Annotated in this window: 16 protein-coding genes; 7 read left to right on the top strand and 9 right to left on the bottom strand. The window is 64.9% G+C overall.

Annotation, left to right across the window (positions count from 1 at the left end; genetic code table 11):
- Positions 1-31: 31 nt before the first annotated feature.
- A complete protein-coding gene (locus H3Z74_RS01855) occupies positions 32-1,258 on the bottom strand; it encodes a nucleotidyltransferase family protein (RefSeq protein WP_187762326.1) in 1,227 nt (408 codons plus the stop codon).
- A 132-nt stretch (positions 1,259-1,390) separates the two neighbouring features.
- Here H3Z74_RS01855 and H3Z74_RS01850 point away from each other — a divergent pair, with 132 nt between their 5' ends.
- The 5 genes from H3Z74_RS01850 (at position 1,391) to H3Z74_RS01830 (ending at position 5,295) form a co-directional block, all read left to right on the top strand.
- Positions 1,391-2,341 carry an ATP-binding protein gene (locus tag H3Z74_RS01850; protein ID WP_187762325.1) on the top strand — a complete coding sequence of 317 codons (951 nt, stop codon included), beginning with the start codon at positions 1,391-1,393 and terminating at the stop codon, positions 2,339-2,341.
- A 72-nt stretch (positions 2,342-2,413) separates the two neighbouring features.
- Positions 2,414-3,463 carry a methyltransferase domain-containing protein gene (locus tag H3Z74_RS01845; RefSeq protein ID WP_187762324.1) on the top strand — a complete coding sequence of 350 codons (1,050 nt, stop codon included), beginning with the start codon at positions 2,414-2,416 and terminating at the stop codon, positions 3,461-3,463.
- A gap of 78 nt (positions 3,464-3,541) precedes the next feature.
- Entirely contained in the window at positions 3,542-3,679 is a 138-nt protein-coding gene (locus tag H3Z74_RS01840) for a hypothetical protein (protein WP_187762323.1), read from the top strand.
- 120 nt (positions 3,680-3,799) lie between these two features.
- Positions 3,800-4,663, top strand: coding sequence for a Stf0 family sulfotransferase (locus tag H3Z74_RS01835; RefSeq protein WP_187762322.1), 864 nt, complete (start codon positions 3,800-3,802; stop codon positions 4,661-4,663).
- Between the two features lie 11 nt (positions 4,664-4,674).
- Entirely contained in the window at positions 4,675-5,295 is a 621-nt protein-coding gene (locus tag H3Z74_RS01830; protein ID WP_187762321.1) for a 2OG-Fe(II) oxygenase, read from the top strand.
- A 6-nt stretch (positions 5,296-5,301) separates the two neighbouring features.
- Here H3Z74_RS01830 and H3Z74_RS01825 read toward each other — a convergent pair whose 3' ends face one another.
- The 6 genes from H3Z74_RS01825 to H3Z74_RS01800 all read right to left on the bottom strand — a co-directional run bounded on the left by H3Z74_RS01825 (position 5,302) and on the right by H3Z74_RS01800 (position 12,559).
- Positions 5,302-5,601 (bottom strand): PqqD family protein, encoded by a 300-nt coding sequence (locus H3Z74_RS01825; RefSeq protein WP_187762320.1) that lies wholly within the window; start codon positions 5,599-5,601, stop codon positions 5,302-5,304.
- A 79-nt stretch (positions 5,602-5,680) separates the two neighbouring features.
- Positions 5,681-7,513 carry a RiPP maturation radical SAM C-methyltransferase gene (locus H3Z74_RS01820; RefSeq protein ID WP_187762319.1) on the bottom strand — a complete coding sequence of 611 codons (1,833 nt, stop codon included), beginning with the start codon at positions 7,511-7,513 and terminating at the stop codon, positions 5,681-5,683.
- Positions 7,514-7,582: 69 nt separating this feature from the next.
- Entirely contained in the window at positions 7,583-9,481 is a 1,899-nt protein-coding gene (locus H3Z74_RS01815) for an asparagine synthetase B family protein (RefSeq protein ID WP_187762318.1), read from the bottom strand.
- Positions 9,482-9,676: 195 nt separating this feature from the next.
- On the bottom strand, positions 9,677-10,186 hold the full coding sequence (locus tag H3Z74_RS01810) for a GFA family protein (RefSeq protein WP_229726826.1): 510 nt from the start codon (positions 10,184-10,186) through the stop codon (positions 9,677-9,679).
- Between the two features lie 91 nt (positions 10,187-10,277).
- Positions 10,278-11,732 carry an MFS transporter gene (locus H3Z74_RS01805; RefSeq protein ID WP_187762317.1) on the bottom strand — a complete coding sequence of 485 codons (1,455 nt, stop codon included), beginning with the start codon at positions 11,730-11,732 and terminating at the stop codon, positions 10,278-10,280.
- Positions 11,729-12,559: an SDR family NAD(P)-dependent oxidoreductase gene (locus tag H3Z74_RS01800; RefSeq protein ID WP_187762316.1), complete on the bottom strand. Its 831-nt coding sequence runs from the start codon at positions 12,557-12,559 to the stop codon at positions 11,729-11,731. Before H3Z74_RS01800 ends, H3Z74_RS01805 begins: the two co-directional genes overlap by 4 nt.
- Positions 12,560-12,732: 173 nt before the next feature.
- On the opposite strand from H3Z74_RS01800, the gene H3Z74_RS01795 reads away from it, so the two are divergent.
- Together H3Z74_RS01795 and H3Z74_RS01790 are read left to right on the top strand one after the other, a co-directional pair.
- A complete protein-coding gene (locus H3Z74_RS01795; RefSeq protein ID WP_187762315.1) occupies positions 12,733-13,893 on the top strand; it encodes an acyl-CoA dehydrogenase family protein in 1,161 nt (386 codons plus the stop codon).
- 116 nt (positions 13,894-14,009) lie between these two features.
- Positions 14,010-14,798 (top strand): SDR family oxidoreductase, encoded by a 789-nt coding sequence (locus H3Z74_RS01790; RefSeq protein ID WP_034161497.1) that lies wholly within the window; start codon positions 14,010-14,012, stop codon positions 14,796-14,798.
- Between the two features lie 182 nt (positions 14,799-14,980).
- Here H3Z74_RS01790 and H3Z74_RS01785 read toward each other — a convergent pair whose 3' ends face one another.
- Both H3Z74_RS01785 and H3Z74_RS01780 read right to left on the bottom strand, forming a co-directional pair.
- On the bottom strand, positions 14,981-15,604 hold the full coding sequence (locus H3Z74_RS01785) for a retropepsin-like aspartic protease family protein (protein ID WP_187762314.1): 624 nt from the start codon (positions 15,602-15,604) through the stop codon (positions 14,981-14,983).
- A 122-nt stretch (positions 15,605-15,726) separates the two neighbouring features.
- Complete coding sequence (locus H3Z74_RS01780) at positions 15,727-17,988, bottom strand: NADP-dependent malic enzyme (protein ID WP_187762313.1); 2,262 nt, start codon at positions 17,986-17,988, stop codon at positions 15,727-15,729.
- Between the last annotated feature and the right edge of the window lie 226 nt (positions 17,989-18,214).

Genomic DNA, 18,214 nt, shown 5'->3' with positions numbered 1-18,214 from the left:
CGATATTCCGGTCACGAGACGTGGCGCAGCCTCAGCCCCGGCGCAATTTCCACCGCCGTGCCAGCCAGCCGACCGGTCGCAACACCGGATAGAGCCAGGTCAGTCCCGCTGGCAGCGTGATGAGTTGCCGATCCGCCGGCGAAAAGAGCTCAAGCGCGAGTTGCCGCCGCCAATAGCGCCGGTCGGGCTTGATCGCATAACCAATGCTGCGCGACAGCACCGACCCCTGCCAGAAGCGCCGCCAGGAATGCCGTCCGGGCTGTTCGTGCCAGCCGGCATCGCGGTGGAAGCGAGCCGCGAGACGGTCGAGCAACCGCACCTGCCGGCTGGCATGGGCACGCGCAAGAATCGCTGGCGGGATCGAATGCCCGAACCAGGCATGCAGCCGCGCAAAACCGTGCAGCATCGCGCCGTCCAGCCCCAGCGCCGCAGCATCGGCCAGTGCGCGCTCGGCCGCCTCCGGCGTATCGATCAGGGCGGCAAGATCGTGCAGCCACATCAGCCGTGCCCAGCCATGTTTTGCGCCGTGGAGGCACAGATAAACCGGCAGGCGATGCCGTGCCATGGTGGGCATCGAATAGGATCCGACGGACACGGTTTCCCGATCCGCCCACAGCGTTTCGCAATCCCATGACAGCAATTCGGCATTGTCGGTCAACCGGTCGTGGACCTCGACCAGAATTCGGCTCCGGCTGTGCAAATAGCCGATTTCCTTGACGATCGGTGCCGTTCCCGCCGCATCCGGCACGCCATTGTCGGGGCGGAAATAGCCGAGCCCGGTCAGGATCGCATCGACCTGAGCCGCCTTGCCGCGCTCGATCACGAAATCCAGGTCGCGGCCGGCACGACGCGCGGGGTCGCGATAGAGTTGGACCGACAGGGGCACGCCCTTGATCATCACGAAGCGAACGCCCGCCTGTTCGAACGCACGCGCGACGCGCACCGCCTCCTCGATCCGCTGCAGCGTGGCAACGACGTTGGCGGCGTTGATCCGGCGCAGCGCTGCCGCTGCGGGTGCGGGAACCACGTCCCCGGCGGCGAGCAGGGGCGCGGTGAGCCATAACAAGCCGTGCCGGGCCAGCCCCTGGACCACGATATCCCAGTCCAGACCGGCACCTGCGGCGGTTCGCAGCAGCTTTGGATCATCCGGACCATCCAGCGTCCGGACAGCAAGCAGAATGAACCGCAATTCCGGCGAGAATGCACGCGCGTTCAGACCGTCGATGCGGGCCGCCCCGGGCGGCTGGTCGATGTCCACTGTTTGCGCGCCCCCTGTTCGCTCGCCCCAAAGCCCGGGTTCCTTATGCCCGTCGAGGCGCGATGCACAACCTGTGCGATAGCAGGAGAGCTTGCAGGTGACGTCCTCCGACGCGTCCGCTATGGCGCCCGCGTGACGTTCGATTATCTTTTTGGCGGCCTTACCATTCGCTCGTCGTTGCGCTTTGACGGCTTGCGCGAAGGGCGTTCGACCGGAGCGCACCCGGATATCATGGTGACCAGCGGGACCGGCACGGCGCCCGAGCCCGACCACGAACATTTTGCCTGGCCGGGACGTTATGGCCTCAAGCTCGGCGAGTATCGCGGGCAGTGGCTGATGCGCTCGGCGTTCGACGGCAGTTTCCTGATCGCCCGCGACGGTACCAGCATTCAGGTCTTTTGCGATCATCTGCCCCCGAGCCAGGCGCTGACCGACGTGTTGGTCCGCCGCATATTGCCGCGCGTGACGACCCTGTTCGGCGCGACCGCGATCCATTCGGCCGCGCTCGCCGGGCGTGGCGGCGCGCTGATGCTGCTCGGCCGGTCAGGCGCGGGCAAATCGACCCTGTCCGCCGCGCTGGCGCACTTCCTCGGCTGGGAGATACTCAGTGACGATATTTCGATCCTGCGGGGCGACGGCGCACCGATGCTCACACCAGCAGCGACCGGCGTCTGCTTGTGGCCGCCATCACGCGACGGTCTCGGCCTTGCCCCCGAACATTGCACCGAAATGCCGGGCTATGACGGCAAATTGCGCTATGATCCGTATCGCGGCAGCGGGGACCCTGCGTTGCTGCAGGCATTTGTCTTTCTCGATCGCACAGCCGACTGCACGTCACCGCGCCTCGAGCGGCTCTCCCTGGCGCAAGGCGTGGCCGAAATCGTGCCGCAGATCATCCGCTTCAATCCCCATGGATCGAGCGCCGCGGAACGCGTCGCCGCGCTCGGAACACTCGCACCGATCATGCGCTCGACGCCGGTCTGGCGGCTGATCTATCCGGCATCCTACGCGGCGTTGTCGACGGTCGCAGCGACGATCAGCGGTCTGATCGCCCCGCAGCGTCAGGATCACACCGGCGCCTGATCGCCGTCAGGCATGGCCCGGCGACGCGCGGGGTTATTGTCGCGCGGCAAAAGCTTGCGTACGCACAGCACCATGCGGAATCGAGCCCAGGATCTTCTCACCTTATTGCCCCTGGTCGAGGGGAAACCCGATGCGATGATTGCGCTTGCACGGCAATTTCGCGGCATCGACGAGACGGCGCGCGCGCTCGACCTCGCAACCAGGGCCTTGACGCTCGCGCCGGATGACGGCGAAGTCCGCGCGCTCGCTGCCGACCTGCTCAGCGACGGCGTGCCGCGCTGGCATTTCGTTATCGTGCGCGACCGGCCACGCAACGATGCCTATGAAGCCGCGCTGCGCCGCGCGATCGTGCCGGGATGCAAGGTGCTCGAAATCGGCACCGGCACGGGGTTGCTGGCCATGATGGCGGCGCGCGCCGGCGCCCATGTCGTGACCTGCGAGGCCGATGCAGCGGTGGCGGCTGCGGCACGCGACGTGATCGCCGCGAACGGGCTTTCCGATCGCATTCGGGTCATCAACAAGCATTCGACCACGCTCGACCTCGTCGATCTTGACGGACCGGCCGACATATTGGTGTCGGAGATCGTCAGCAATGACCTGCTCAGCGAAGGCGTGTTGCCGGCGCATGAAGATGCCGTGCCGCGACTGCTCCGGCCCGGTGCTGCCGTCATTCCCGCGCGGGGCCGGATACGCATCGCGCTGGCCGAGGATAGCGGGTCGCGCAGCGGCCGTGTCGATACGGCGAGCGGATTCGACCTGACGCCGTTCAATCGCCTCGCTCGCCCGTACCGCGAAGTCCCCGTCGCCAGCGAGCATCTGGCGTTGCGCAGCGAGCCGGCCGATCTGTTCGACTTCGATTTCGCCTCGGGCGGGCCATGGCCGGATCGACGCGGCTCGGTCCCGCTCGGCTCGACCGGTGGCGTCGTCAACGGCATCGTGCAATGGATCGCGCTCGAGATGGACGATCAGGGCCGATACGAAAATCGCCCGGCAACCGGCACACCGTCATGTTGGGGCGCGATCTTCTGGCCGTTCGAACGCCCCGTCGAAACCGTTGCGGGGCAAATCATCAACGTTGCAGCCCGGCATGAAACAGATCGCATTCGAGTCTGGCGCGACTAATCGTTGCGCTCATGAGTCGTTCAGGCTAGTCTAAACCAGACGATTGCAAGGGAACGGTCGATGGATACGAACAAGCACGTGAATGCGGGTGAAAACACCGCCGATTCCGCCACTCGCGAAACCTGGGTCAAGCCTGAGATCGTGTCGTTCGAGCCGGTCAAGGCGGCGGAAGGTATTTCCTATCGCCCGACGGACGGCATCAGCAACCTGACCTGATCGCCTGGCGATGGGGTATCCGGCCCATTTTCTGGGTGGGCCGGGGCCTGCCCAGAACTGCGCGCCGATTGCATCAGCGCCGACAAGCCTTGGCGACACGTGACATTTCCATCCGATTTGATGGCCCCATCTGATTCGGCGACGTCGCGGCCTCCTTACGATCTCGCGACCGCGAATCATGATTATCCGCCCTGGCACGGTCTGCCGCGCAGCACGATCCTGATCTGCACACATCCGAGATCGGGCAGTACCTTGCTTGGCGAAGCGCTGTATTTCGCCGGCGGGTTGGGCTGTCCGCTCGAATATTTCCATGCCGGATTTCGACCCAGCCTGGCAGCTCGCTGGGCGGCGCCCGATATCGAGCGGTACATCAGCGCAGTGCATGGCAATCGCACCGACCCGGGCGGCCTGTTGGCGGTCAAACTATTCTGGCGCGACATTCAGGAGCTGGCGCAGGAAATCGACCCGGAGCGCTTTGCTGTCCTCGATGGCGCTTTGCCTGAGGCGTTGTCGCCCGCCGTCTATCGCGACCTTGCCGCGCTGCTTGCCACGGTCTTTCCGACGCCGACATTCGTCCATCTCCGCCGCCGCGATCGGCTGCGTCAGGCGATTTCGGCGCTCTTCGCCAGCGAAACCGGCAAATGGCGCGAAATTCCCGAAATGGCACCCGGGATCGACGGACTCACCCCGCACACCCGGCCCGATTTCGACATCGAACGGCTCGATCGGCTGATTGGCTATGCCGATTTCTGCCACGGCCACTGGCGCAATCTCTTCGCCGCGATCGGCGCGACGCCGCATGATGTTGTCTATGAGCAACTCGTCGCCGAGTATCGGCACACCATCGGCAGCCTGTTCACAAAACTCGGCAGCGATGCCGAACCGCCGGCGATCCGCATGCAGCGCCAGGCCGACGCCCGCAGCGAAGCGTTCGTCCTGCGCTATCTGCGTGAGTGCGCGGCGCGGCCAGTCGCAGTCCCATGAGCGGCGGCCTGATGACGCCATATCTGCGACAGGCAGATTTTCTACCACCCCATGATCATGCCGCATTGCTCGACTGGACGATGGCAAACCTGTCGCGCTTCAGCCCGGCCGGGCTTGCCGGAAATATCGTCGATCCAGCGGTTCGGCGTGCGCTGACCCTGCGCGATCTGGGCCCGCATCACGACCTGCTGGAAGGCCATGTCCGCGCGGCGGTGCCGGATTGGATCGCTGCGTTGCGTGTCACGCCGTTCGCGATCAGCGAAGTGGAACTCGAACTGGCGGCACACAATGACGGTGCGCATTTCCTGTTCCATTCCGATACCTACACCCGCGATCAGCCGGCGCGCGGCGACCGGATGCTGAGTGCGGTCTATTATTTCCATCAGGAGCCCCAGGGTTTCAGCGGCGGATGCCTCAGACTGCACCGGATCGGCGCCAGTCCGGGCGACGCCGGCATCGACGTGCCACCGGCGCAGAACAGCCTGGTGGTCTTTCCATCATGGGCCCCGCACGAGGTGCTGCGCGTCGACTGCCCGTCGGGCGATCTCGTCGATTCGCGCTTCGCCGTGAATTGCTGGGTTTATCGCGCGCGCGAAATAGAGCGGTCTGGTACCGCTGCAGTGCAGCCGTAAACGATTCTAGGCGGATTCGTCGATGACCAGCAGGCCGCGGTCACGCATCTGCACGACGAATTCCGCGGCCTCGCGCCGGCAAGTCGCCGCATCGACCGCAAAGACCTTTTCCAGCTGGACGTATAGATCGGACAAGGTGCTGGGCTCTTCGACCAGATTCCAGATTCGCGCCGCGGTCTTGTTGAGCTGGAAGAAATAGCCGCTATCGACATCGAGCAGGATCGCCTCATCGGCAACATCCGCCGCGATCAACGTCGGCTTGCGGCTGATCACCGCAGTGTCTTCGATCTGTGTGGCAATGATCATCTATAATTCCCCCGGGGATCGGGGTAACCATGCGCGGCCACATGATCAAGCAACGCGACAGTGGCACGGGTGAACCGATTCAGGACGCGGACTCCAGCGCGCGCGTCTCGACCCCCATCAGCGGTGCGGCATTGGCCAGAACATCCGGACGCGGGCGCACAACGATACTCATCAGCTTGCCTTCATGTTCGATCAAGAAATCGCGCTCGACCAGCCAATCGGCACAGGCGGCAAGCGCCGGATCGAGGCCAATACGCGCGCGCGGCCGTTCGAATTCGGTCAGCGCGTCGCGATGCGACGCCGAAAGCGGCGTGATCGGCTGTCGCGCGATCGGCCGCGAATCGAGCACAACCGACGACGCCCCGACCGTCACCAGTTGCAGCATCGGCCGTCGCGCGGCGAACCAGGCGCGCTTCCATGTCGCGACCGCCGCCTGCATCCGCTCGACCAGTTCGGGTCGGTCGAGCAACTCGGTCGAATAGCTGCCGTCGAAATGATAGGCGACGTCCGCCGCGGCCACCTCCGCCGGATAGAGCGCGCGATAGCCGGAGAACGGCGATACCGCGCCAATGCCCAACCCGATCGAATCCTTGTAATAGGGACTGTAGCGGTCGATCAGAATCTGGTGCGCGGCGTTGGGCGGCTCGAGATGCGCAAGGCGCGGCATGACCGCGATCATCTCTTCGTAATTGGCCACGGTCTCGCCGGGAAAACCGTAGATGATGCCCCATTGCACCTCGATGCCGACCCCGGCGCAGCTGCGCAGCAGCGCAATGTTCTGGTGCGCCGACACGCCCTTGCGCATCAGCCGGAGCAAGTCCGAAGAGAGCGATTCGATCCCCGGCTGGATCGCCACCACACCGCCGCGCGCCAGCGCATCGACCTGCGCTTCGCTGAGATTGGCCTTCACTTCATAGAAGAGTTTGCGGCGCGGCTCGGTCTCGGCCAGCGCGGGCATCAGATCGGTCAGATAGTGATGCGGCATGATATTGTCGGTCAAATGGATGTGATCGACCTGCCACTCCCCGAGCGCCGCCATTTCCTCGAGTACCAGCGCTGCCGGTTTGTCACGGAACGCCATGCCTTCGCCGTTCAGTCCGCAAAAGGTGCAATGATTCTTTGCACCCCACCAGCAGCCACGCGACGTCTCCATGGTCAGGAAGCGCGGTAGCCAGCCGGGCAAGGCACCCGCCGCCTGAAGCGGGCGCAGCGCGGCGAAGAAATCGGTGAAATCGGGTGCGAAAGCGGTGCGCATATCGCGGATCGGCTCGCTGCGGACGACCCGATCGGCGGGACGTATGCCGTCACGCACCAGCCGCTCGCAGAATTCGGGAAAATCGGCGTCGGATTCGCCGGCAAAAAAATGATCGACCCACGGAAACGCCTGGGCCAGGCCGTTGCAGATCGGCCATGCGACATTGGCGCCGCCCATCACGATGCAGGTGTCGGGCGCGATCTGCTTGATCCGTCGCGCCACAGCGCCGCACGCAAGGTTCTGTTCGAAGGTCGACGACACGCCGAGGATCCGGGGCCGCAACGCAAGTATCTGATCGACCAGCGTGTCGAGTGCCGGCGCGACCGAATCACAAATCTCGTCATGGACCGTCTGAAGCTCGGCGCTCAGCGGATCCAAAGCCGGCAAGCGCGCGACAGTCTCCGGCGGATAGGCATGCGCACGATAGAGGCGCTCGCCGAGCATGGCGCGCATCGAAGCGTCGCACACCGCATCGTACCGCTCCAGGCCACAGGCAGCCGCCAGCAACAGATTGCCGTACAGGATGCGCGTGCTCAGTCCGCGCGCCTGGCAGGCGCTCTTCAACACCGCGGTGCCCAGATGCGGAAAATGGGCCGAACTAAAGGCCGGCAGGACCAGGCAGATATCGACCCCGAATTCGCCCGCTTGTTGCACCATATTCCCCTCCCCCAAGCGGGTCTAACAGACTATCATGGCCAATGGCAGCGCCGCGTTGGGACAGCGGGGCTACAGGCCGAAGGCATTCTCAAGCCACATGTCCATCGCCAGCGCGAACCATACCGGCCCCCATTGCGACTCTGGAATCGGTCCGCTCGATCCGTCCCTGCGCCATTTGCTGAACGGCGCGTGCAGCGCGGCGATCCGGTCGGGATCGATCCAGCCGAGCGTTGCGGGGAGCAGGTCGCGCGGTGCGCGCTGCTCGAACAGGGCATCGACCGCATCGACGATATGACCGACGAAATACGCCTTGGTGGTGCGCGTCCGGACCAGTTCGGGCAAGGTGCCGCGCATCGCCTCGCGCAGCAGAAATTTGCGGCAATCATGCTTGCGCAACAAGCTGCCCGAGGCGCCCATGAAGAAGCCCGCGAGCCGGAGATCATGAAACGGATGACGGGTCTCGATCCCCTGGCTTTCGGTATAGGCGAAAACCGGTTCATAGCTGATGTGACGGCGGGCATGCGTGAACACGGCATAGCGCGAGCGCTGCGCAAAACCGCGAAGGCCCTGCCGCGCGATGCCATCATGCCAGCGCGCCTCCAGCCCGACACGCGCCATCCAGTCGGGGCGGATCCAGTCCGGCGGATCGAGGCGGAAATCGAGATGCGGGTGAAGCAATGCCTCGCGGTGACGCGCACTGATCAACGGCATCAGCGCGGGATAAAGCGTGCGCCGCGCGATGACATGCGCCGGGGCGCCCGGCCATTGCTCGGCGCCATGGCGAAACAGCGCACGCCATTGGCCGCGGGCGAGCAAATCGGGCCAGTGCGCGAACGATCCGTTGAGCCAGTCGTCGCCGCCTTCGCCGGTCAGCAGGATGCGGCGGCCATCCTGACGCAGCTGCCGGCATACCGACACCGTGGTGTCGAGCGTGTTGGGACGCAGCGGCAATTGATAGGAATCGGCGCACCATTGCCGCGCCGTGTCGCCGTCGAACGGCTGGGACGGCACCACCTCCGCGGTGATGCCGGCATGAGTCTCGACCGCCTGGCTCCACACCGTCTCATCATGCGGCTCGCCGGGAAAGCGCGCGCTGATCGCGCCGACGGGCCGATCGATCCGCCCGTCGCGATGCAATTCCGCCGCGCGGCACACCACCGAGGAGGAATCGAGCCCGCCGGACAATTGCGAGGTCACCGGCCCCGACCCGCGCGCGGCAGCGATCAGCGACTGGTCGAACAACGTGCGGAAACGTTCGACATGCTCGTCGAGCGAGAGCCGCGACAGATCCTCGAATGGGCCGCCATGCCACGCCCATTGGCGAACCCGGCCGCCTTCGAACGCCAGCGCGCCACCCTGCGGCACGCGCTGCACGCCGTGCCAGAAAGTGTCGGTTTCCGTAACGAAGCGCGCGGCGAGAAACTCGCCGATCGCACCTTCGTTGAGCCGCCGCTCGATTCCCAGGCCGAGGACCAGCCCGCGCGGCTCGGTCGCAAAGCCGAAGCGATGCCCGTCGAATGTCCAGATCAGCGGACGCCAGCCGAATGGCGATCGCAGCAACAGCAAGCGCCGGCGCTGCTGCTGCCAGATCGCGATCGCGTAATCGCCCGCCAGCCGCTGCACGAAATCGTCGCCGAGCCGATCGAACAGTGCAAGGGCGATCTCGCCATCCGGCGCGGAGGCAGGGAGGGCCTCCGACGGACCGAGCAACGCGAGCAGTTCTGCGCGATTGTCGATCCGGCCGTCGAACACCATCACGGCGTCCGAGCGCCGGCTGACGAACGGTTGCACTTCTCCCACGGCTTCGGGTGTCGTCGCATGCGCGAAGCGGATCATCCCCGCCGGGCCGCCATGCCAGCGGGTCACGCCATCGAAGCCGCGCCGCGCCGACGCACCGACGATCCGCGCCAGCAGCGCATCCTCCATCGCGCGGCCATCCGCAAAAACGGCACCGGCGATGGCGCTCAATCAAGCTCTCGCGACAGGTGGGAAACACGGGGTAATTTTGTCAGCATCGCATGATCAGTCGCATCGCTTGCGCCATGGCGCAAGCCGTCGCCGTCGCCGTGCCCGCATCGGTCGATCGGAGCGCGAGCGATGCGCCATCGATGACGATAGAACCAAGCCGGAAATCATGGCTTACCCCTCTCCGGTGTTCGCCCATCAGCGCCGCAGCAGCATGGCGATCCAGGCGAAAAACAGTTTGACCATGAACTTCCCCGAAAAACGGGGAAAATTGGGCACGTCGCCGGGAAGCGTGACGCCTGCGGGACGGTCCCTGGTCATGACGCGCATCTCGAGCGGCGGAGCGCCGTCTGCGAAGCGGGCGCGATACAGGCTCAGCCAATGCCCGTTCGAAAATTCGAGAAACATCGCCGAGTTGCAACAGGTCGCCAACACCCGCCGCGTCGGTGACGCCGGGGTCAGCCTGCGATCCTCAAGATACTCGGCACCCTTGATGCAGGTGACGCGATCCTTGCGGTACAGGATGAATTGCGTCGCCCCATCGGCATCGAGCACTGGCGGTGCGGCGAAAAGCTGCTCGATCTGCCGCCCGGCCTCCTGGCAACTATGGCAATAACAGGCAGCGGCGATGATCGGCGCGCGCCTGGTTTCGAACGCGACGGTGCCGCAGGCACACTGCGCGGTCAGATTGGGAATCGATATCGACATGGCCGGTCTCCGTGATGGCGCGAACATCCCTTGTCGTTCGGGCCCGGGCAGAATCGACCGGCCATGATTTTTATTTCAGCGGCAGCGGGGATCAGCCTCCGTTCTCAGCGGTCGCCAGCGCCTCGAGCCGTGCATTATGCTCGGTCCGCCCGAACGGAAAGCGGCTGAAGAGAAATGCCCCGGTCAGTCCCAGCACGATATAGACCGTTATGAAGATGATGGTCAGCCGGTCGACCGTTCCAACCGGCACCTGGCTTGGCTTCGCCGCTTCGGGGAAGTGCGCCAGCGCCAGGATCAGGCCGGCAAGCGCGATCCCGAAACCGCTGGTGCATTTCTGGATGAAGAAGGATCCGGCGAAGAACACGCCTTCCGATCGCCGTCCGGTCCGCGCTTCCGAATCCTCCACCACATCCGCCATCATCGACGCGCCCAGGATCATCGCCGAAACGCTGCACGCCGTGTTGCAGGCGAAGATCGTCAACAGCAACGGCACCATCCGTGCGTCGTCCGGCGACGGGAACCAGCCAACCAGCCTTAGCCAATAGGGCAATGTGAGCAGGAATACCGCGCCGGTCATCGCGGCCGACGCCGCGACCGGCTTGCCGAAGCGTCGCCCGATCCGCGGTGCGATCACAAATGCCATCGTCGCGCCCGAGAACAGCGCGAAGATCAGGAACACGTACGCCAGCTTCTCGAAATGCCAGACATAGGCATAAAGATAGTTGGACAGCGCGAAGCTGATCCCCTGATTGGTATAGACCATCAACCCGGCGCCCATCAGCACCAGGAAACCGCGATTCCTTATCGTGGTGCCCAATTCGCTGAAGCTTGCGCCCAACGTGCCGTTGGCGGGCGATTTGGGCAGCCGCTTGATCTCCGGATGCGTGCCGATCGCCGAGGTCAGGATGGCGATGAGCATGACGCTCGCCGCGACCCACGACATCTGGGTATAGCCCCCGCGCTCGAGCAGGCCCTTGGGATGCGCGGCGTCGGTCGGCAGGAAAATGGTATAGGCGGCAAGCAGGATGCCGAGCCCGCCGGCCCAGCCGAACAGGTAACGATAGGCGCTGATCCGCGTGCGCTCGTCATAATCGGCGGTCAGTTCCGACGTCAGCGCCTGTGACGGTACCTCATAGGCCGATACCGCGCTGCGCACGAGGATCGCAGTGACGAACAGCCACACCAGAGTCATCGGCTCGCTCAGCGCGGGCGGGTTCCAGATCAGCAGCCAGCCGACCGCGATGGGGAGCGCCGCCCCATACATCCAGGGATGACGCCGGCCCCAGCGGCTGCGCGTGCGGTCGGAAAAGAAACCGATCGAGATATCGACCACCGCATCGGCGACCAGCGCGGTCATGATCACCAGCCCGACGGTCGCCGCGGGCAGGCCAAGCACCTGATTGTAGAACAGCAGCAGGAAAGTCCCGAACCCGCTGTCCTTCACGCCGTAGGCGACCGCACCGAAGCCGTAGCTGAGCGTGGTGCGCGGGGAGAGCCGGCGCGCGGCCGGCGCGGCGCCGTGGATCGGCGCGGCCGTACCGCTCATGCCGCAAAGGCCTCGAGCGCGGCGAACATCGACGGCGCTTCCGCATCCCAGCTATGGCGCGGGCCGATCGTCATGCCGCCATCGACGGTGATGTGCGTGCCGGTGACGAACACCGCATCATCGCTGGCGAGATAGGCGACCGCCGCCGCGATATCCTCCGGCCGGCCGGCGCGCTGCAGCGGCTGCGCCTTGGCGGCGATCGCGCCGATCGCGGCATTGGCCATGGCGCGCTTGTCGCCCTCGATGCCCAGTGCCGTGGTGAAGATGTTGGTGGTGATGAAGCCCGGGCAGATCGCGTTGACCCGGATATTGTGCTTCGCCAGATCGGCGGCGGCCATTGTCGTCAGATGCAGCACGCCCGCCTTGGCGACCGAATAGGCGGTCGGCGCGGCGCCGGTCTGCAAGGCCGCGATCGAGGCGGTGTTGACGATCGCGCCGCCGCCCCGCGCCGTCATCAGGGGTGCTGCATAGCGGATGCCGAGCGCGACCGAGCGCAACAGCAAGGCCTGGGTGCGATCCCAGTCTTCCGGGCTGATTACATCGATCGGATCGCGTGAGCCTGCCGCGCCGGCATTGTTGAATACCACGTCGAGCCCGCCCGCCGCATCGGCCGCCAGCATCAGCGCCTCGATATCGCCGGCCTGCATTACATCGGTGCGCTGGAAATGGATCCTGCCGTTGGAGGTCGCCGCGATCTCCTCCCCGCCGGCCACATCGATATCGCCGATCCATACCACAGCGCCTTCTTCGGCGAGTCGCAGCGCGGTCGCGCGGCCGATACCCGAAGCGCCGCCGGTAACGACGGCACGCTTGCCGGTAAAACGCATCACATTCTCCTGGGTAATATTCTTGGGGGGCGATATTTTTGGGTAGCATAGTATGGGGTTTAGCGCGGTCAATCGCGTGTTTTTGGAATTTCGGGTTTGCGGGACGCGTTGCCCGACACTACCACGTCACGATCCGGCGCGGCTCATTCCCGCACCCAAGACGATGAGGATGTATGGCACTCGATCCGGAAACCTTCGACGCACTGATCGACACGGTGCGCCGCTTCGTCGCCGAACGGCTTCGCCCGCTCGAGGGTGCGGTCGAGGAAGCCGATGCGATTCCCGCCGAGGTGATCGCCGAGATGCGCGACATGGGTCTGTTCGGTCTGTCGATCGCCGAGGAATATGGCGGCCTCGGCCTGACCATGGCGGAGGAAGCGCGCGTTGCGATCGAGCTCGGCCGCACCACCCCCGCCTTCCGCTCCAGCTTCGGCACCAATGTCGGCATCGGCAGCCAGGGCCTGGTGATGGCCGGCAATGACGAACAGAAATCGGCCTGGCTGCCGCGCATCGCCAGCGGCGAGATCATCACCAGCTTCGCACTGACCGAGCCCGATGTCGGCAGCGATTCGGGCGCGGTGAAGACGAAAGCGGTGAAGGCCAAAGACTCTGACGGAAACGATGTCTATCGCCTGTCCGGCACCAAGCGTTTCATCACCAATGCCGACAAGGCGGATCTGTTCACCGTCATGGCGCGCACCGGCACGGAAGCCGGCGCACGCGGCGTCTCCGCCTTTCTGGTGCCGCGCGACCTGTCTGGCCTGTCGATCGGCGAGCCGGAAAAGAAGATGGGGCAAAAGGGCGCCAAGGTCGCCGATGTGATCTTCGACGATGTGCCCGTCCCCGCCGCCAATATGCTGGGCCAGGAAGGCGAAGGCTTCAAGATCGCGATGCGCGTGCTTGATCGCGGCCGGCTGCATATCTCGGCGGTGTGCGTCGGTGTCGCCGAGCGGCTGATCGCCGACTGCGTGGCCTATGCGAGCGAGCGCAAGCAGTTCGGCAAGGCGATTGCCGAGCATCAGCTGATCCAGGCGATGATCGCGGATTCGAAGACCGAGGCGCTCGCCGCTCGCGCGCTGGTGCTCGAAACCGCCGCCGCCAAGGACGCTGGCAAGGATGTGGTGATGGAATCCGCCGCGGCGAAATATTTCGCCTCGGAAATGGTCGGCCGGGTCGCCGACCGCGCGGTGCAGATCTTCGGCGGCGCCGGCTATATCTCGGATTACGGCATCGAGCGTCTCTACCGCGACGTTCGCCTGTTCCGCATCTATGAAGGCACCAGCCAGATCCAGCAGCTCATCATCGCCCGCGAGACGATCAAGCGCGGGGGATAGCCACCCGGAAGAATACCCACCCCCGTTCGTTTCGAGCGAAGTCGAGAAACCTCGCGCAGCATTTGTGTCCTGTTTCTCGACTTCGCTCGAAACGAACGGAAGAAGGAGAAACTAACATGGACACCACCAACCTCTTCCGCCTCGACGGCCGCACTGCGCTCGTCACCGGCGGTTCGCGCGGCATCGGCAAGATGATCGCAGCCGGCTTCATCGCTCAAGGGGCGACCGTCTATATCTCTGCCCGCAAGGCCGATGCCTGTTTCGAAACCGCGAAGGAACTGGGTGAGAAATGCATCGCCCTGCCACAGGACGTCTCGACCGTCGCCGGCTGCAAGGCGCTCGCCGCCCAGCTCGCCGAACATACCGACAGCCTCGACATATTGGTCAACAATGCCGGCGCCGCCTGGGGCGAACCGTTCGACGTCTTCCCTGAGAAGGGCTGGGACAAGGTCATGGACCTCAATGTAAAATCGCCCTTCTTCCTCACCCAGGCGCTGCACGAGGCACTGAAAAAGGCCGCCCGCCCCGACCGTCCGTCCAAGGTGATCAACATCACCTCGATCGACGGCCAGCGGCTCAACCCGTGGGAAACCTATAGCTATCATGCGTCGAAATCGGCGCTGATCTATCTCACCAAGCGCATGGCCGCACGGCTCGTGACCGACTCGATCAACGTCACCTCGATCGCCCCCGGCGCCTTTGCCAGCGAGATGAACAAGGCGGCGCGCGACCATGGGTCCGAGATCGCCAGGGGCATCCCGGCCAAGCGCATCGGTGTCGACGAGGATATGGCCGGCGCCGCCATCTACCTCGCCAGCCGCGCCGGGGATTATGTGATCGGCGACACGATCACCGTCGATGGCGGATTGGTGCATGCAGCCTTGGGGACCAGCATCGACGCGTAACTCCTTCTCCCCTTGTGGGAGAAGGATACGAAGGCTTGAGAGCGAAGCGAACTAGCCGAAGTTGGATGAGGGGGAGTGCAGGGTTGAGGCCCCAAGTCCCCCTCACCCTCCCAAGCCTGCGGCTTGGGCCCAGCATGACCGACCCAACGCTCTCTCCCACAAGGGGAGAGGGGAAAGAGCGCCTACCCCACCGCCTGCGGATGATGCGGCTGCAGGATCAGTGTGCGCCCCTCGACCCGCCACGACTTCAACCGCGACAGGAAGTTCATCCCCAGCACGTCCATGTCGCCGAACGCCGGCGACACGACGATCGGCACGTCGCGCGCGACGATATTGCCGATGCGCAGCTCGGGGGCAGTCGCAGTCATCGCCCGGATCGAGCCATTGGCGGTCTGCAGCACCACCGGGAAGACCGGGCTCTCCAGCTCGAGCCCGGCGGCCTCTGCGCTCCGCTGCGACATCGCGGTCACCGTCGCGCCGCTGTCGACCAGCATGCGCCGCTCGGCACCGCCGATCCGTACCTTGACCCAGAAATGCCCGTCACGCGCCATCGGCACGCGCATCTCGGTGCCGACCACCTGCTGTTCCGGGCCCCGGAGATTGAGCGCCGTGACGATCCGCTCGAAGTCCGGATCGCTCCGAGCCCGCTCCCTCGCCAGCGGCACCAGCAATGCCGCTACCACCCCGACCAGCCCGATCGTCAGCAACGTGCCGATGATCCGGATGCGCCGCGCCAGCACCACCAGCACCGCGACACCGGCGATCAGCAGATAGAAGGGCATGCCGCCCGGCGTGAAATCGGTCATCTTCGATCCATGGACGTTCGGCCCGTCTTTTCCGGACCGCTACGACAACCGAAATGTATGAATGCTGACCTAGCGATTGAAGGGTGTCTTAGTTCCTCCCGCACCGGGGAGGAACTTGAGTCTCAGCGCGCGATTCCACCTGCCGCGAGCACTGCCAGCGTCACCAGTTCGCTCGCAGTACTGGTCATCGGCGCGATCTGCACCGACTTCTCCATGCCCACCAGCATCGGCCCGATCACTGCATCGCCGCCCAGCTCGCGCAGCAGCTTGGCGGAGATATTGGCGCTCTGCAGCCCCGGCATGATCAGCACATTGGCCGGCCCGGACAGCCGCGCGAAAGGATAATTGGCCAGCTGTTTCGGGTTGAGCGCCACGTCCGGCGCCATATCGCCTTCATATTCGAAACTGACATTGCGCCCGTCGAGCACGCCGACCGCGGCGCGGATATTCTCCAGCCAGCGCCCCTCGGGATTGCCGAAGGTCGAATAGCTCAGGAACGCCACGCGCGGCTCATGCCCCATGCGCCGCGCGACCGTCGCGGTCCCTTCGGCGATGTCGGCCAGTTCCTCGGCGCTTGGCCGTTCGTTGATCGTGGTGTCGGCCATGAACACGGTATGGCTTTGCCCGACCATCAGGTGGATGCCGAACGGCGTGCGGCCCACTTCAGGATCGATCACGCGGCGCACTTCGCGCATGGTGTGCGCATAGGTCCGGGTGATGCCGGTGATCATCGCATCGGCATGGCCCATCTGCAGCAGCACCGCGCCGAAGATGTTGCGGTCCTGGTTGATCATCCGCTCGCAATCGCGCCGCAGATAACCGCGCCGCTGCAGCCGTTCGTAGAGGAAATCGACCATGTCCGGCACCAGCGGCGAATTGCGGCTGTTGTGCAGCTCATAGCTTTCCGGATCGGCCACGCCGAGCGCCTTCAACCGGTCCGGCACATCGTCGCGCCCGACCAGCACCGGCGTGCCATAGCCGCCCTCGCGGAACGCGATCGCGGCGCGCATCACCACTTCCTCCTCGCCTTCCGCGAACAGCACGCGCTTGGGGTGCGCGCGCGCGCCCTCATAAGCGAGCGTCAGCACTGACGTGGTCGGGTTCAACCGGCCGCGCAGTTTCTGGCGATAGGCTTCCATATCGAGGATCGGCTTGGTCGCGACGCCCGAATCCATCGCCGCCTTGGCAACCGCGACCGGCACATTCTCCATCAACCGCGGGTCGAACGGCGCCGGGATGATATAGGCCGGACCGAAGCTGTGCTGCACGCCATAGGCCGCGGCGACCTCTTCCGGCACGCGCTCGCGCGCCAGCTCGGCGATCGCATTGGCGGCGGCAATCTTCATCGCATCGTTGATCCCCGTCGCGCGCACATCGAGCGCGCCGCGGAAGATGAACGGGAAGCCGAGCACGTTGTTGACCTGGTTGGGATAGTCCGAGCGGCCGGTCGCGACGATCGCATCGGGCCGCGCCGCCATCGCCTCGGGCGGGGTGATTTCAGGATCGGGATTGGCCATCGCGAAGATGATCGGCCGCGCCGCCATGTCCTTGACCATTTCGGGCTTGAGCGCCCCCGCCGCCGACAGGCCGAGGAACACGTCGGCACCGACCAGCGCCTCGGTCAGGGTGCGCGTCGTGGTGTTGGCGGCATGCGCCGACTTCCACTGGTCCATGCTCTCGGTGCGACCCTGATAGATCACGCCGGAGCGGTCGCACATGATGACATTGTCATGCCGCACGCCCATCGCCTTGATCAGCTCGGTACAGGCGATCGCGGCCGCGCCCGCGCCATTGACCACCACCTTGACCTCGCTCATGTGCCGCCCGGTCAGCAGGCAGGCATTGATCAGCCCCGCCGCGGTGATGATCGCGGTGCCGTGCTGGTCGTCATGGAAGACGGGGATGTTCATCCGCTCGCGCAGGGTCTGCTCGATGATGAAGCATTCCGGCGCCTTGATGTCCTCGAGGTTGATGCCGCCGAAGCTCGGCTCCATCAGCTCGACCGCGTCGATGAAGCGGTCGACATCCTCGGTCTTCAGCTCGATATCGATCGCGTCGACATCGGCGAAGCGCTTGAACAGCACTGCCTTGCCTTCCATCACCGGCTTGGACGCCAGCGCGCCGAGATTGCCGAGGCCGAGGATCGCCGTCCCGTTGGAGATCACCGCGACCAGATTGCCCTTGGCGGTATAGTCATACGCGGTGGCGGGGTCGGCGGCGATCGCCAGCACCGGCACCGCGACGCCGGGCGAATAGGCCAGCGCGAGATCGCGCTGCGTCGCCATCGGCTTGGACGCGATGATCTCGATCTTGCCGGGGCGCCCCTCGGAATGGAACAACAGAGCTTCGCGCTCGGAAAACTGGACGTTGCTGTCGTCTGACATTTTGGCCTCTCGATCTCGGGCCAGTCTTTAGGAGGGACGCGGCGATATGCAAACCGGCTTGGTGGGGGTGCAGGGTTGGATTTTGTGCGGGATGTCGCACTGAGCGGGCGGGATGTGGGACGGAACTGCGATCATCGAACTCGGGAAATGCTGTTTATAATTATTTCTGGTTCGCGCCTTCATCACGCAGCAAGCACACATAATCAGAGTACAAGAAATCTGCTTT

Origin of the sequence: Sphingomonas alpina (assembly GCF_014490665.1) — a bacterium.
Taxonomy (GTDB): domain Bacteria; phylum Pseudomonadota; class Alphaproteobacteria; order Sphingomonadales; family Sphingomonadaceae; genus Sphingomonas; species Sphingomonas alpina.
The sequence above is the reverse complement of the archived record's forward strand: the minus strand, read 5'-3'. Positions and strand labels throughout refer to the sequence as shown.